The 14,888-nt window shown below is 77.5% G+C and carries 12 protein-coding genes; 8 read left to right on the plus strand and 4 right to left on the minus strand.

Going from position 1 to position 14,888, the window contains the following annotated elements; translation table 11 throughout:
* The first annotated feature begins 19 nt into the window (after positions 1-19).
* On the plus strand, positions 20-3,790 hold the full coding sequence (locus tag P9841_RS16805; RefSeq protein ID WP_283319730.1) for a glycosyltransferase: 3,771 nt from the start codon (positions 20-22) through the stop codon (positions 3,788-3,790).
* Positions 3,787-5,445 carry a DUF5719 family protein gene (locus tag P9841_RS16810; RefSeq protein ID WP_283319731.1) on the plus strand — a complete coding sequence of 553 codons (1,659 nt, stop codon included), beginning with the start codon at positions 3,787-3,789 and terminating at the stop codon, positions 5,443-5,445. The genes P9841_RS16805 and P9841_RS16810 overlap by 4 nt, the downstream gene beginning before the upstream one ends.
* 36 nt (positions 5,446-5,481) lie before the next feature.
* Here the strand turns inward: P9841_RS16810 and P9841_RS16815 are convergent, their stop codons facing one another.
* Together P9841_RS16815 and P9841_RS16820 are read right to left on the minus strand one after the other, a co-directional pair.
* Positions 5,482-6,387: a glycosyltransferase gene (locus P9841_RS16815; protein ID WP_283319732.1), complete on the minus strand. Its 906-nt coding sequence runs from the start codon at positions 6,385-6,387 to the stop codon at positions 5,482-5,484.
* A gap of 12 nt (positions 6,388-6,399) precedes the next feature.
* Positions 6,400-6,879, minus strand: a complete 480-nt coding sequence (locus tag P9841_RS16820; RefSeq protein ID WP_283319733.1) for a metallopeptidase family protein — start codon at positions 6,877-6,879, stop codon at positions 6,400-6,402.
* 73 nt (positions 6,880-6,952) lie between these two features.
* On the opposite strand from P9841_RS16820, the gene P9841_RS16825 reads away from it, so the two are divergent.
* The 5 genes from P9841_RS16825 (at position 6,953) to P9841_RS16845 (ending at position 10,361) form a co-directional block, all read left to right on the plus strand.
* A complete protein-coding gene (locus P9841_RS16825) occupies positions 6,953-7,333 on the plus strand; it encodes a DUF3499 domain-containing protein (RefSeq protein WP_222169958.1) in 381 nt (126 codons plus the stop codon).
* 5 nt (positions 7,334-7,338) lie between these two features.
* A complete protein-coding gene (locus P9841_RS16830; protein ID WP_283319734.1) occupies positions 7,339-7,632 on the plus strand; it encodes a hypothetical protein in 294 nt (97 codons plus the stop codon).
* 72 nt (positions 7,633-7,704) lie between these two features.
* Positions 7,705-9,162 carry a phosphomannomutase/phosphoglucomutase gene (locus P9841_RS16835; protein WP_283319735.1) on the plus strand — a complete coding sequence of 486 codons (1,458 nt, stop codon included), beginning with the start codon at positions 7,705-7,707 and terminating at the stop codon, positions 9,160-9,162.
* Between the two features lie 3 nt (positions 9,163-9,165).
* A complete protein-coding gene (locus P9841_RS16840) occupies positions 9,166-9,360 on the plus strand; it encodes a Trm112 family protein (protein ID WP_222169956.1) in 195 nt (64 codons plus the stop codon).
* Positions 9,361-9,434: 74 nt separating this feature from the next.
* On the plus strand, positions 9,435-10,361 hold the full coding sequence (locus P9841_RS16845) for a cation diffusion facilitator family transporter (RefSeq protein WP_283319736.1): 927 nt from the start codon (positions 9,435-9,437) through the stop codon (positions 10,359-10,361).
* Positions 10,362-10,513: 152 nt separating this feature from the next.
* On the opposite strand, the gene P9841_RS16850 is transcribed toward P9841_RS16845, so the two are convergent.
* Both P9841_RS16850 and P9841_RS16855 read right to left on the minus strand, forming a co-directional pair.
* Positions 10,514-11,776, minus strand: coding sequence for an MFS transporter (locus P9841_RS16850; protein ID WP_283319737.1), 1,263 nt, complete (start codon positions 11,774-11,776; stop codon positions 10,514-10,516).
* Between the two features lie 137 nt (positions 11,777-11,913).
* Positions 11,914-14,103 carry a beta-glucosidase family protein gene (locus P9841_RS16855; protein WP_283319738.1) on the minus strand — a complete coding sequence of 730 codons (2,190 nt, stop codon included), beginning with the start codon at positions 14,101-14,103 and terminating at the stop codon, positions 11,914-11,916.
* A 122-nt stretch (positions 14,104-14,225) separates the two neighbouring features.
* Here P9841_RS16855 and P9841_RS16860 point away from each other — a divergent pair, with 122 nt between their 5' ends.
* On the plus strand, positions 14,226-14,879 hold the full coding sequence (locus P9841_RS16860; protein WP_283319739.1) for a TetR/AcrR family transcriptional regulator: 654 nt from the start codon (positions 14,226-14,228) through the stop codon (positions 14,877-14,879).
* The last annotated feature ends 9 nt before the right edge of the window (positions 14,880-14,888 follow it).

The following is a 14,888-nucleotide window of genomic DNA, read 5'->3' on the forward strand; positions in this document are numbered from 1 at the left end:
TCGCGGGGGTGCTGACGTCGTGAGCACCACCGCGCCGGACGCCCCCGCGCCCGCCACCGGGTCGCTGGCCGCACCGGCGCCCGTGACGGCGGTGCTCGTGACCCACGGCGTCACCGGCTTCCTGGCGACCTCGCTGCGCGCGCTGGCCGCGCAGGTGCGAGCGCCCGCCCGCGTCCTGGTCGTCGACGCCGGCGACCGCCCCGACCCCGCCCTCGCGGCGACCGTCCGCGACGCCGGCCTGCCCGCCGGCAGCACCACCGTCCTGACCGCCACCGGCGCGCGGACCTTCGGCGACGCGGTGCGTGCGGTGGTCGCGGCCGAGCGCGCCGGCGCCCCGCGCTGGCTGTGGCTGCTCCACGACGACTCCGCGCCCGACCCCACCGCGCTGGCCGAGCTGGTCCGGGCCGTCGAGGCCGCCCCCTCGGTGGCCGTCGCCGGCGTGAAGCAGCGCACCTGGACCGCGCCGGCGCGGCTGCTCGAGGTCGGCGTGCGCACGTCGCTGTCCGGTCGCCGGACGGTGGACGTCGAGCCCGGGGAGGTCGACCAGGGCCAGCACGACGGGCGCGAGGACGTGCTGGGCGTCGGGCTGGTCGGCGCGCTCGTGCGGCGCGACGTCTGGGAGGACCTGCGCGGCACCGACCCCGCCCTGGGCCCGTTCGGCGACGGGCTGGACCTGTGCCGTCGTGCGCGGCTCGCGGGCCACCGGGTCGTGGTCGTGCCCGCCGCCGTGGTCCGGCACGCCCAGGCCGGCTACCACGCGCTGCGCGACCCGGGCACCGACGTCGCCCAGGTCGTGGACCTCGACGCGGACGGGGAGCCCGACAACGCCGACCCGCGCCGCTCGTACGCCGCCCGGCGCACCGCCCTGCTGCACCAGCGCCTGGTCTGGGCGCCGCTGCCGCTCCTGCCGCTCGTCGCCGTGATGGCCGTCCTCGCCGGCGCGGTCCGGGTGCTGGTGCGCATCGCCGGCAAGGAACCCGTGCTCGCCGCCGCCGAGGTCGCCGCCCCGCTGCGCGCCCTCGGCCGCCCCGCCGCCGTGGTGCGGGCGCGCCGGCAGGCCCGCCGCACGCGGCGCCTGCCGCGGCGGACGCTGCGCCCGCTGCAGGCCGACGCCCGCACCGTGTGGCGCCAGTGGCGCGACCGGCGCCTCACGCGGGCGGAGGCCCGCCGCGTCGTGCGGGCGCCCTCGGAGCTCGAGCTGCGCGAGCTCGCGGCCCTCGCGGTGCGCCGACGTGCCGTGCTCGGTGCGCTCGCGGTGGTGCTCGTGGCGGTCACCGCCGTCGCGTTCGGCCCGCTGGTCACCCGGGCGCTCGGGGGCCAGACGCTGGTGGGCGGGGCGCTCGTCAGCGCCGCCTCCGGCCTCGGCGACGTCTGGGACGCGACGACGAGCACCTGGGTCGCGGGCGGGCTGGGCAACCCCGGTCCGGCGGACGCGCTGCTGACCGCGCTGCTGCCCGGCACGGCGCTCGCCGGGGGCAGCCTCGCGGTCGCCGTCACGGTGCTGCTGCTCGGCTCCGTGCTGCTCGCCGGGCTCGGCGCGTGGTTCGCCGCCGGCGCGGCGACGCGGTCCGTCGGCGTGCGGGCGTGGGCCGCCGTCGTCTGGGCGGCGCTGCCGAGCCTGCTGCTCGCCGCCGGTCAGGGGCGCGTGGGGGCCGTGCTGGTGCACGTGGCGCTGCCGTGGCTCGTGCTCGCGCTGGCCCGGGCGGTCGGCGTGCAGCAGGTCGACGTCGTGCTGCCGGGGGTCGCCACGGCCGCCCGGGGCGCCGAGGCACCGCGCCCGGGCGCCGACCCCGGGGCGGACGAGTGGCCGGACCCCGAGGCGTGGGCGCGGGCCGGCGGGCACGGCGCGGCGGACGCGGGCGACGACGCGGACGGGCACGAGGACGACGGTCCGGGCCGGGTGGGCCGCGGCCAGGCCGAGCGCCCGGGGCGGGAGGACCTCGCCGGCGGGGACGCGCCGACCCCGGTGCGCGGCACGCCGACGGTGGCGGCGAGCGGCAGCCGCGGCCCCGAGTCCGTGACGGCCCCGGTGGACGGGGATGCTCCCGGGGCGGAGCGCGACGCCGGGGCCGCGGACGAGGACGCCGCGGACGGGGGACGCGCCGCCGGCACCCCCGACGCCGCCTCCCGCGTGCCCGACGGCGACGCCGTCCCGCCCCCCGCCCGGCCGTCCGGCTCGATCGCGGCCGCCGCCGCCGCGTCGCTCGCCTTCGCCGCCGTCGCGGCGGGTGCACCGTCCCTGCTGCTGCCCGGCGTGCTCGTGCTGCTGGTCGTCGCCGCGTGCTCCCCGGCGGGCCGCCGGGGGCGCGTCGTGCTGGCGGCCGTGCCCGCGCTGGTCCTGCTCGGCCCGACCCTCGCCGCCGCCGTCTCTCGGGGCACCGAGGGCGTGCGGCTGCTGCTCGCCGACCCGGGCGCACCGACCGCGTCGTCGGCGCCCTCGGCGACGGCGGCGCTGCTGGGCGTGCCCGCGGACGCGGGCGCGCTCGTGCCGTCGTGGCTGCCGCTGCCCGACGCGGTCGCCGCGTGGTGGCCGGCGGTGCCGGGCGGCGCGATCGCCCTCCTGGCCCTCCTCGCGCTGCTGCGGGGCGCCCCGCACGCGCGGGCGGTGCGCCTGGGCTGGTTCACGGCGGCCGTCGGCGTCGGAGCGGCCCTGGTCGCGGTGCGGGTCGTGGTCGGGGACGACGACGGCACGGCGGTGACCGGGTGGGCCGGCGCGGGGGCGTCCGTCGCCGCCGCGGGGCTCCTCACGGCCGCGGTCGTCGGCACGCGGGGCCTGAGCGCGCGGCTGGGCCGGGCGACGTTCGGCTGGCGGCAGCTCACGGCGGTCGCGGTGGCGGCGGTCGTGGTCGTGCTGCCGCTGGTCGCCTGGGGCGGGTGGGCGCTGGACGTCCGGCACGGCACCGCCTCGGAGCTGCGCACCATGGACCGGGCAGTCGTCCCGGCCATCGGGCGGCAGACGCAGCAGTCCGAGGACGCGCCGCGCGTGCTCGCGCTGTCCCCGTCTGACGACGGCCGCGTCACCGAGTGGCAGCTGCTGCGGGGCGACGGACCGCGCGTCCTGGACGACGCCGCGGCCACCCGCACCGCCGGGCTGGACGGGCCGCTCGGCGACCCGTCGGCGGCGGAGGCCGACGAGGCCACCGCCGAGGTGCAGGCCGCCGTGGGCCGGCTGTCGGTGGGCTCGAGCACCGACGTGGCGGCCCAGCTCGCGGCGCTCGCGGTGGCGGACGTGCTCGTGCCGCCGCTGCCCGCCGACCGCTCCGGCGAGGTGGCGGCCCAGCAGGCCCGCGCGTCGCTGATCGGTCGCCTGGACTCGACGCCCGGCCTGGAGCGGATCACCGACGGCCGCAGCGGCGTGATCTGGCGGGTGCAGCCCTCCGCGGACGCGTCCTCGGGCACGGCCGTCACCGCGTGGGCGCGGCTGGTGCCGGACGCCGGGGCGGTCCGCGACGCCGAGCGGCTGACGGGTGACGGCGCCGAGGCCGTGCCGGCGCAGCCCGGCGTCGTCGGGCGCGTCGACACCCGGATCGGGCCCGGCGACGAGGGCCGGCTGCTCGTGCTGGCCGAGCGCAGCGACCGCGGCTGGCGGGCGACGCTCGACGGCCGGCCGCTGCGGGCCGTCGACGACGGGTGGCGTCAGACCTTCGAGGTGGGCGCGTCGGGCGGGCGGCTCGTCGTCGTGCACGACGCCCCCGGTGAGACGGCGTGGACCGTCGCGCAGGTGGTGGTCGGCGTGCTGGCGCTGCTGCTCGCGCTGCCGGTCCGGCGCAGGCGGGCGGGACGACGATGACCACGACCACGACGCACGTCACGTCCCCGGTGGCGCGGCGGGGCGGGCGCACGGTGCGGATCCTGTCCGGCCTGGTGGTGCTCGGCCTGGCCGGTGGCGCCGTCGCGGTCGCGACCGCCGCGCCCGCGCCCCGGCCCTCCGCGGTGCCGCCGGCGGCCGTCGCCGTGGACGCCGGCCGGACGACGCTGGTGTGCCCCGGGCCGCTGCGGCTGCCGGACGAGGACGGCGCGGGGGACTCCGAGTTCGACCGCGTGCCGGTGGCCCCGGTCGAGTCGGTCACCGCGTTCGACGCGCAGCTGTCCGGCTCCGCGTCGCTGACCCCGCTCGGCGGCGACGCGACGGCGTTCGAGGCCGGGGCGGCGGCGCTGTCCTCCCCGCCCGCCCCCGTGGTGCTGCGGGCCGACCCCGTGGACGGGGAGCCGGCCCGCGTCGCCGGCGTGACGTCGTCGCGCGTGACCGACGGCGACCTGCGCGGGCTCGCTGCCGGGTCGTGCGCGCGCCCGGCGTCCGACCTGTGGCTGGTCGGCGGCAGCACGTCGCTGGAGAGCACCGCGGACCTCGTCGTCGTGAACCCCGGCGCCACGCCCGCCGAGGTCACCGTCGAGCTGTGGGGCCCGTCGGGTCCCGTGGACCTCGGCGCCGGCGCGACCACGCTCGTGGCTCCTGGCGAGCAGCGCGTGGTCGTGCTGCCGGGCGTCGCGGCGGAGCAGCGCCGGATCGCGGTGCACCTGTCCGCCGCGGGCGGCCAGGTCTCGGCCTACCTCCAGGACTCGCTGCTCGACGGGTTCACGCCCCGGGGCACCGACCTCGTGACGCCCGGCGCCCCGCCCGCGACGACGCAGCTCGTCCCGGGCATCCGGGTCCCGGCCGCCGACGTCGACGACCCCGAGGCCGGGGCGCTGCGCGTGCTCGCGCCGGGTGACGGCGGCGCGACCGCCGCCGTGCGCCTGCTGGGCCCGGACGGGGACGTCGTCCTGCCCGGAGCCGAGCGGCTCGAGCTCACCGCGGGGGAGGTCACCGACGTGTCGCTCGGCGGGCTCCCCGCCGGGACGTACACCGCCGTGGTCGAGGCGGACGCCCCGGTCGTGGCGTCGGCCGCGCTGGCCCGCGAGGGCGACGCCGGCGAGCTCGACGACCAGCCGCGCCTCGAGCGGGCCTGGAGCGCGTCGACGCCGGCCGGCGGCGGTCTGGTGGCCGTCCCCGCGGGGGCCGACGGCTACCTGACGCTCGGCGCGGTGCCGACGGGGGACGCCGTCGGCTCGGGCGACGGCCCCGCGCCGAGCGCCTCCGCCGCGCCGAGCCCGGAGCCGACCCAGGGCCAGCGCCCCGACCCCGACGCGGAGGAGGACGCCCCGGCGGGCCCGGTCACGACGGTGACGCTGCGCGCGCACCGCGCCGACGGGGAGGTGGCGGACCAGGACGTCGAGGTGCCGGTGGGCTCGACGGTCTCCGTCCCGGTCGCGGACCTCGCGGACGACGTCGTCGGCGTGGAGGTGCTGCCCGCGGACGACCCCGCCGCGGACGTCGCCTGGGCCCTGGTCGCGATGGTGGAGCGCGGCGACGGGAACCTGCTGTCGGTCGTCTCCCCGCTCACCGACTCCGAGTCGGTGACGCAGGCGCAGGTGCGCGAGGGCCGCCGCGTCGGCCTGGACTGAACCGCCGGACCCGACCGCCCCGGGACCGCCGCCTGCTCAGCGGGCCGCGCGCAGCTCCAGCGCCTCGCGCAGGCGCAGCCCGGCCGAGACGGCGACCCGCACCGGCCAGTGGTACCACCGGGAGTAGCGCCGGTGCAGGTAGCGCTCGGCGGACCGGTGGTGCGCGGAGATCATCGCCGCCGGCCGGGCCTTCCACGACACGCCGCCCACGTGCGTGACGCGCGCCGACGGCACGTAGAGGTTGGCCCACCCGGCCAGCGCGAGGCGCTCGCCGAGGTCGACGTCCTCGAAGAACATGAAGTAGTCCTCGTCGAACCCTCCGACGGCCTCGAACGCCTCGCGGCGCAGCAGCAGGCACGCGCCGGACAGCCACCCGGCCACGCGCTCGGCGCCGACCGTCTCCTGGCGCCGCTGGTACGCGCGCGTCCAGGGGTTGCCCGGCCAGACCTTGCCCAGCACCGCGTGACCGGCGCCCTGGGTCAGCGACGGCAGCTCGCGCGCCGAGGGGTACACGCTGCCGTCCTCGTTGAGCAGCGCGGGGCCGAACGCACCGGCGCCGGGGTGCCGGCCGGCGGCCTCGAGCAGCCGGTCGAGCGACCCGGGCTCCCACACGACGTCGGGGTTCGCGACCACGAGCCAGGGCTGGTGGGCGCCGCGCGCGCCGGCGTTCGCGCCGCCGCCGTAGCCGAGGTTCGCCCCGGGGCGCAGGACGCGCCCGCCCGCCGCCGCGGCGACCCGGTCGGCGACCTCCGGGTCGGTGCCGTTGTCCACGAGCACCAGCTCGACGTCCGCGGTCGTCGCGTCGGCCAGCGAGCGCGTGAAGGCGGTGAGCTCGTCGCCGGGGTGGAACACCACCGACACCACGCGGACGGCCGGGCGGTCGGGGCCGTCGCCGGCACCGGGGTCGTGGGGCGGGCGGGGGTCCGGTGCGGGGGTCGTCATGGCCGGCTCAGGCTACCGCCCGTCCCCGAGACCGGGGTCCACCTCGTCGGGGGAGCGGCCCAGCAGGTGCGCCACCTGCTCCACGACCACCTCGTGCGTGAGCTCGCCGAGCTCGTCCGCGTCGGCGGCGCGCGACTCGACCGGCCGCCGGTACACGACGATCCGCGGCGGCAGGCCCGGCTGCGCGGGGAACGACCGGCCCAGCGGCACGCCGCCGGACTCCCAGGGCGCCGGGTTCGACGGCGGCACGTCCTCGACGGCGAACTCCACGCCGTCGAGCTCCTTGCCCCAGCGGACCTCGAGGCGCTCCACCGAGTCGAGCACGAGGTCGTCGAACCGCTCGGCGCGGGTGCGGTGGGCGGGGAGCGTCGAGGGCAGCAGCGGCCCCCGCAGGCCGCGGCCGCGGCGGTCGCGCCGGCGCACCGGGCCGGCGCCGCCCGACGGTCCGGCCGGGTCGCCCGGGGCCGCGGGGACGAACCGTGTCGGTGCCATCCCGGCACTGTATCCGGGTGAGAACGCGGGTCGCGCCTGCGTCCCGGGCGCGGGCGGCGGTACGGTCTACCCCGTGAGACCCGTCCGCCAGTGCACCCGCACCGCGTGCGGTCGTCCGGCGGTCGCCACCCTGACGTACGTGTACGCCGACTCGACGGCCGTGCTCGGACCTCTCGCCACGCTGGCGGAGCCGCACTCCTACGACCTGTGCGCCGAGCACGCGTCGCGCCTGACGGCACCGCGCGGCTGGGAGGTCGTCCGGCTGACGCCGGAGTTCGTCGAGACGGGCCCGAGCCACGACGACCTGCTGGCGCTCGCGGACGCCGTGCGGGAGGCCGGGCGCCCCGCCCCGCAGCCCGCGGTGGCCGCGGCGGACGGGCTGCCGTCCCCGGCCGGGCCGGAGCCGGGCCGCCGCCGGGGGCACCTGCGGGTGCTGCGCGGCGAGGAGGACTGACGGTCGTGCCGGCAGCCGGGGGCGGTGGCGCGGGACGGCGTCCGGGCCGGCGCGCCCGGGCGACGGACACGCCGCTCGGCTCGCTGAGCCACGCCGCCGCGGAGCACGCCCCGGGCACCGGCTCCTGCGAGGTCTGCGCGTCGACCCGCCTGACCCGGCTGCACCTGACGCTCGCGGACGGCACCGACGTCACGTTCGTGTCCTGCCACGACTGCGAGCACCGCGCGTGGTTCCCGCTCGACGGCGACGGCACGTCCCTGTCCCGCGAGGACGTGGTGCGCCGCTCGGCGCGCGACTGACCGCCCGGCGCGGCGTGGACGACGGCCTCAGGGTCGTGGGACGGCAGGCGGCGATGGGATAGCGTGACCGTCGTGCCCGAGACGCCCGCGCTGCCTGACCTGACCGGCCTCATCAAGGCCTACGACGTGCGGGGCACGGTCCCCGACCAGCTGAACGCCGACGTGGCGCGCGCCATCGGCGCGGCGTTCGCCGAGGTCGTCGTGCTGCCCGAGGTGCGCGAGGGCGCCCGGCCCCGCGTGGTGGTCGGCAACGACATGCGCCCGTCGGGGCCCGAGCTGGTCGGCGCGTTCGCCGACGGCCTCGCGGGCCGCGGCGTCGACGTGGTCCGCATCGGCCTGTGCTCGACGGACGGCCTGTACTTCGCCTCCGGCCGGCTGGACGTCCCCGGTGCCATGTTCACCGCGAGCCACAACCCGGCGGAGTACAACGGCATCAAGCTCTGCCGGGCGGGCGCGCGTCCCGTCGGCCAGGACACGGGCCTCGCGGCCGTGCGGGACCTCGCGGCCCGGTACCTGCGCGACGGCGTCCCGGCCGACGCCGGGCAGCGCGGCGAGGTCACCGAGCAGGACCTCCTCGCCGACTACGCGGCGTTCCTGCGCGGCCTGGTCGACCTGTCGGGCATCCGGCCGCTGAAGGTCGTGGTGGACGCCGGCAACGGCATGGGCGGCTTCACGGCCCCCGCGGTGCTCGGCACCGGCGCGGGCCTGCCGGAGCTGCCGCTCGAGGTCGTGCCGCTGTACTTCGAGCTGGACGGGACGTTCCCCAACCACGAGGCGAACCCGCTGGAGCCGGAGAACCTGCGCGACCTGCAGAAGGCCGTCGTCGAGCACGGCGCGGACATCGGCCTGGCGTTCGACGGCGACGCCGACCGCTGCTTCGTCGTCGACGAGAACGGCGACCCGGTCAGCCCGTCGGCGATCACGGCGCTCGTGGGCCTGCGCGAGATCGAGCGGGAGAAGGCCGAGGGCCGCACGCCCACGGTGATCCACAACCTCATCACGTCGATGGTGGTCCCGGACCTGGTGACGGCCGCCGGCGCGAAGGCCGTCCGCACCCGGGTCGGCCACTCGTTCATCAAGGCGCAGATGGCCGAGTCGCAGGCGGTGTTCGGCGGCGAGCACTCCGCGCACTACTACTTCCGTGACTTCTTCTTCGCGGACACCGGCATGCTGGCGGCGCTACACGTCCTCGCGGCGCTGGGCGGCCAGCCGCACCCGCTGTCGGCGCTCGCCGAGCAGTACCAGCCCTACAGTGCGTCCGGGGAGATCAACTCCCGGGTGGCCGACGTCGCCGCCGCCCGCGCCCGCGTGGTCGAGGCGTACGTGACGCAGCAGGGCGCCGGGCCGGTCACGGTCGACGAGCTCGACGGCCTGACGGTCTCGCACTGGGACGGCCAGCCGCAGTGGTGGTTCAACCTGCGCGCGTCGAACACCGAGCCGCTGCTGCGGCTCAACGTCGAGGCGGCGGACGAGGACGTCATGGAGAAGGTGCGCGACGACGTGCTCGCTCTGGTCCGGCAGGAGGGCTGAGACGTGGCGGACACGACCGGCCTGGCGCCCTGGGTGCGCGAGCTGCTGCGCTGCCCGGTGACGGGCGCGACGCTCGTCGACGGCGTCGGCCCCGGAGGCGAGCCCGAGCTCGTCTCGACCGACCCGGACCGGCCGCTGGCGTACCCGGTGCGCGACGGCATCCCCGTCCTCCTCGCCGACGAGGCCCGCGCGGTCTAGCATCTCCGCTCGGGCCCCCGCGCAGGTCGGCCCCGGGGGACGGTGGTCGCCCGACCACCAGCGGGAGGACCGGCATGGCGCACGGCGGCGGGAACAGGGCGATCATCGCGGCGCTGTCCGCGAACCTCGGGATCGCGGTGACGAAGTTCGTCGCGTTCCTGCTCACCTCGTCCAGCTCGATGCTCGCGGAGTCGGTGCACTCCCTGGCCGACTCCGGCAACCAGCTGCTGCTCCTGCTGGGCGGCCGGCGGGCCCGGCGGGCCGCGGACGAGGAGCACCCGTTCGGCTACGGGCGCGAGCGCTACATGTACGCGTTCATCGTCGCGATCGTGCTGTTCAGCCTCGGTGGCCTGTTCGCGCTGTACGAGGCGTGGCACAAGTTCGCGGAGCCGCACCCGATCGAGTCGTGGCAGTGGGTGCCGATCGTCGTGCTGCTGGCCGCGATCGGCATGGAGGGCTTCTCGTTCCGCACCGCCATCCGCGAGGCGAACCACACCCGCGGGAAGCAGGGCTGGGTGTCGTACATCCGCACGGCGAAGGCGCCGGAGCTGCCGGTGGTGCTGCTGGAGGACTTCGGCGCGCTGATCGGCCTGGTGCTCGCGCTGTTCGGCGTGTCGATGACGCTGGTCACCGACGACGGGCGCTGGGACGCCGTCGGGTCGGCGGCGATCGGCGTGCTGCTGGTCGTCATCGCGGTGGTGCTGGCCGTCGAGACGAAGAGCCTGCTGCTCGGCGAGTCCGCGTCCCGCCGCGACGTCGAGGCGATCCGGGGCGCCCTGGTGGGAGCCGGCGTGCCGTCGGTCATCCACCTGCGGACCCTGCACCTGGGCCCGGAGGAGCTGCTGGTCGCGGCGAAGATCGAGGTCGACGCCACCGACTCCGCGGCGGACGTCGCGACGGCGATCGACGCGGCCGAGCAGCGCGTGCGGTCGGCGGTGCCGATCGCCCGGGTCATCTACCTGGAGCCGGACCTGCGCCACGCCACGGCTCCCGCTCCCTGACCGCCCCCGCCTCGGGCCACCGGCACGGCCCGCCCGCTCCTCCCAGGAGGAGGCGATCGGATCCGTCCGACCGGACACGCCCGGCGTGTCGGTGCGAACGGATCCGATCGCAGGGGGCAGGGGGCAGGGGGCAGGGGGCGGGGGGACGGAGGTCAGCGCACGCGGCGGATCGCGAGGATGAGGCCCGCGCCGACGAGGGCCAGGACGGCCGCGGCCGGGAACATCGCCTGGTAGCCCACCGCCGAGATGGCGGCCGCGGCGACGATCGGCCCGACGATCTGCCCGCCGGTGTTCGCGAGGTTCAGCACGCCGAGGTCCTTGGCGGCGGTCTCCTGGTCGGGCAGCACCTCGACGTTGAGCGCCTGGTCGACCGCGTTGAACGCGCCCATGCCGATGCCGGCGACCACGGCGTAGACGAGCATCGTCCACGGGCTGGGGGAGACGGCGGGCACCAGCACGCCGATCGCGACGAGGACGCCGGCGACGACCACGGGCAGCTTGCGGCGCCCGAGCCGGTCGGAGACCGGGCCCGAGACCGCGGACATCACCAGGGCCGTGACCATGAGGATCGTCGCGATGGAGGAGATGTACCCGGCGGTGGTGCCCTCGCCGAGCGCCATGTAGTCGGTGAGGATGTACAGCTGGTAGCCGGAGACCGCGAACGTCGCGGAGATGATCGCGAACTTCCCGAACAGCGCCAGGTAGTAGTCCCGGCAGTCGCGCCGCGGCAGGCTGAACGAGTCGAGCAGCATGTCCCGGCTCACGCGGCGGCGGGGGAGGTCCCGGCTGGACGGCTCGCGCATGATGAGCGCGGCGACGGGGCCGGACAGCAGCGTGAGGCCCGCGAGCACCGCGAAGCCCGCGCCGATGCCGCCGAGGAACTGCGCGCCGATGATCTGGCCGCCGTACAGCCCGGCGGAGTAGCCGAAGGCGTACACCGACGAGATGGTGCCGCGGTGCCGCGGGGCGATCCGGTCGGAGATCACCGCGATCAGCGGGGCCACGATGGCGTTGAGGAACACCTGGTACACCGCCCAGGCGACCAGCAGGGCGCCCACCGAGGACGCGCGCCCGACCACGAGCAGCATCGCGGCGGAGCCGACCGAGCCGGCGAGCAGCCACGGCGTGCGCCGGCCCCACCGGGAGCGGGTCAGGTCGGAGAACGCGCCGATGACGATGTTGGCGAGCGTCGCGACGATCATCGCGACGGTGGCGAGCAGCGCCACGACGGAGGTCTTGTCGTCCGGCGCGATCTCCGCGATGCGCGCGGGGAGCAGGACGGCGTTGACCCCCAGGTAGGGGCCGAGCCAGAGGAAGCACCCGAGCGCCAGCGCGATGCCGAGGCGCACGGGCACGCGGGTCTGCTGCTCGTCGGTGGGGGCGGCCGCGTCGGCGGCCGGGAGGGTGGTGGGCATGGGTCGTCCTCGTCGTCGAGAAGAGCGGGGGATGGTGCCGGTCGGGTGGTGCGGGCCGGCCCGCGCGGTGGCAGGGGTCGGCCGGGTCCGGACCGGCGCGGCCGGGGCCGCACCGGTCCGGTGCCGGGTGGGGGACGTCAGAGGGTGACGACCGCCGTGGCGGCGCCGGGGTCGCCCCAGCGCGCGCCGGCCTCGACGCGGACGCCGCCGGCCGGCAGCACGGTCCGCGCCGCGCCGGCGTCCCAGCGGGCCAGCGGCGTCAGGTCGACGTCCAGCGGCACGGTCGCGGAGCCGCCCGCTCCGACCTCGACGGTGGCGAAGCCGAGCAGCTCGCGCTCACCGGCCCGGTCGCCGTCGAGCCGCGTGCCGTACACCTGGACCACGTGGAGGCCGTCCCGGTCGCCGGTGTTGGTGACCGTCGCGGTGCCGCGCAGGCGCCGGCCCACGGGGTCCACCTCGTCGACGGCGAGCGCGTCCGTCGCCCACGTCGTGTACGACAGGCCCGACCCGAGCGGGTACAGCGCCTCGACGCCGCGGTGCTGCAGCAGGCGCTGCCCGAACCAGCGGTCGTACGTCACCGCCGTCGCGTCGATGTCGAGCTCGGGCAGGTGCGCGGCGTCGGCCGGGATCGCGTACGGCAGCCGGCCCGACGGGTTGTGGGCGCCGGTGAGCACGTCGGCGAGGGCGTGGCCGCCCTCCATGCCGCAGTACCAGGACAGCAGGACGCCGGGCACCTGGTCGTGCCACTCCTCCATGAGGACGGCGCCCGCGGTGACCACGACGACGACCGTGCGCGGGTTGGCCGCGGCGACCGCGCGGACCACGGCGACGTCCTCGGGGCGCAGGTGCAGGTCGCGGCGGTCGCCCCCGGCGGCGCCGGCGCCGACGACGCTGAGGCCGCTGCCCATCGCCGTCATGACGTGGTCCTGCCACGCCGTCTCCTGCGGGCCCTCCGGGTCCGGGTACAGGGCGACGAGCTCTCCCCGGGTCGCGAGGGACCCGTCGACGAACTCGCCCTCGTCCTCGGCCGTGAACCCGACGACGACGACCGCGGCGTCCGCGCCGGCGGCGGCCCGGGCGGCCGCCTCGGGGTCGCTGCCCGGGGTGTGCCGGACGTCGACGCCCGGCAGCGCCGCGGTGAGGCCCTCCAGGGGGGTGACGACGTACGGGGCGCGGACGTCGGACGAGCCGTTGTCGCCCGTGCTGGCCCGGTCGGCGAGCCGGCCGACGACGGCCAGCGACCGCAGCGACGCGGGGTCGAGGGGCAGCGCGGGGGCGCCGGCGACGTCCTCGTTGCGCAGCAGCACCATCGCGCGGCGGGCGGCGTCCCGGGCGAGCGCCGTGTGCGGGGCGGACGCGACGACGTCCGTCGTGGGCTCCGCCTCGACCCGGCCGGCGTAGTGCCGCAGCTGCGTGGCGAGGATGCGGTGGCCGGCGCGGCGGACGTCCGCCCAGGAGGCGGTGCCGTCGTCGAGCGCGGCCCGCAGGTGCGCGCCCCGCTGCTGGCGGAACGGCGCCTCGACGTCGAGCCCGGCGCGCAGGGCGGCGGTGCCGTCGCGCATGCCCCAGATGAAGTCCGTGATGACGGTGCCGGTGAAGCCCCACTCCTCCCGCAGCACGGTGGTGAGCAGGTGCTCGTTCTGCCCGGCCCACGTGCCGTTGACCGAGTTGTAGGAGCTCATCACGGCGGCGACGCCCTCGTCGACCACCCGCCGGAAGTGCGGCAGGAAGTCCTCGTGCAGCGTCACGTCGTCGGCGGTGACGTCGACCGAGAACCGGGCGTTCTCCATCGAGTTGAGCGCGTAGTGCTTGACGCAGGCCATGGCGTGCCGCTGCACGCCGCGGGTGAGGGCCGCGCCCATCTCGCCGAGCAGCGCGGGCTGGTCGGAGTACGTCTCCTGCGCCCGCCCCCACGCGGGGTGCCGGGGCAGGTTGATGCAGACGCCGCCGAAGAAGTTGCCGCCGAGGGCGCGCAGCTCGGCGCCGATCGCCTCGCCGACCTGCTCCTCGAGGGCGACGTCCCAGGTGGCGCCGCGCGCCATCGAGACGGGGAACGCCGTGGCGTGCCCGACGACGCACCCGCGCGGGCCGTCGACGAACCGGATGCCGGGGACGCCGAGCCGGGGGACCGCGCCCATGACGTACGGCTCGACGTTGTAGCCGTCCGTGACGAACGAGGACATGCCCTCCCAGAACGGCGTGTCGCCGTCGAGGAGGTCGAGGCGCTCGTCGTCGGTCAGGGCCTCGTAGAGGTGCGCGGCCTCGGCCTCGGCGGGGGCGCCGGCCGCGACCGCGGCGGTGGCGCGCTGGAACGGGGTGGTGCTCATGAGTCTCCACTCGTCGTCGAGGGGCGCCCAGTCTGTTACTGAGTGCTCATTCAGTATTCAGTACGGTAGCGCGGGAGCCGTCTCTGCCACAATGGGCGAGGCAGCACGACCGAGGAGACCAGGTGCCGCACAGCCCCACCGCCAGCGCGTACTCGCCGCGGACCACGCGCTCGCGGATGAGCGCGTCGGACCGGCTGACGCAGATCCTCACCGTCTCCGCCGGCCTCATCGCCGAGCGGGGGTTCTGGGGGCTGACGCTGCGCGACGTCGCGCTGGCCTGCGGGATCACCGAGGGCGGCGTGCTGCACCACGTCGGGTCGAAGGAGCAGCTGCTGGTCGCCGTGCTCGAGTACCGCGACGCCGTCGACCTGGCCCGGCTCGCCGAGCTGCTCGGCGTCGACGCCGACGTCTTCGACTCCGGCCAGGACGCCGCGGTCGGCCTGCGGGACCTCTGCGCGGCCCTCGTCGAGCGCAACGCGCAGCAGCCGGAGATCGTGCGGCTGTACACCGTGCTGAACGGGGAGTCCCTCGACCCGGCCCACCCCGCGCACGACTACTTCCTCGCGCGCGAGCAGTGGGCGCTCGACCTGTTCGCCGCCGCGGCCGTCGCGGACGGCACCCCGGAGGACCCGCGGGTGCTCGCCCGCGAGGTGCTCGCGGCGATGGACGGCGTGCAGCTGCGGTGGCTCCGCGACGCCGAGGGGCTCGACCTGGTGCAGGAGTGGGACCGGATGGCGTCGCGGCTGATGGGGGAGCCGCGGGCCGCGGGCCGCTGACGACGCCGG

Source organism: Cellulomonas sp. ES6, from assembly GCF_030053835.1.
GTDB lineage: Bacteria > Actinomycetota > Actinomycetes > Actinomycetales > Cellulomonadaceae > Cellulomonas.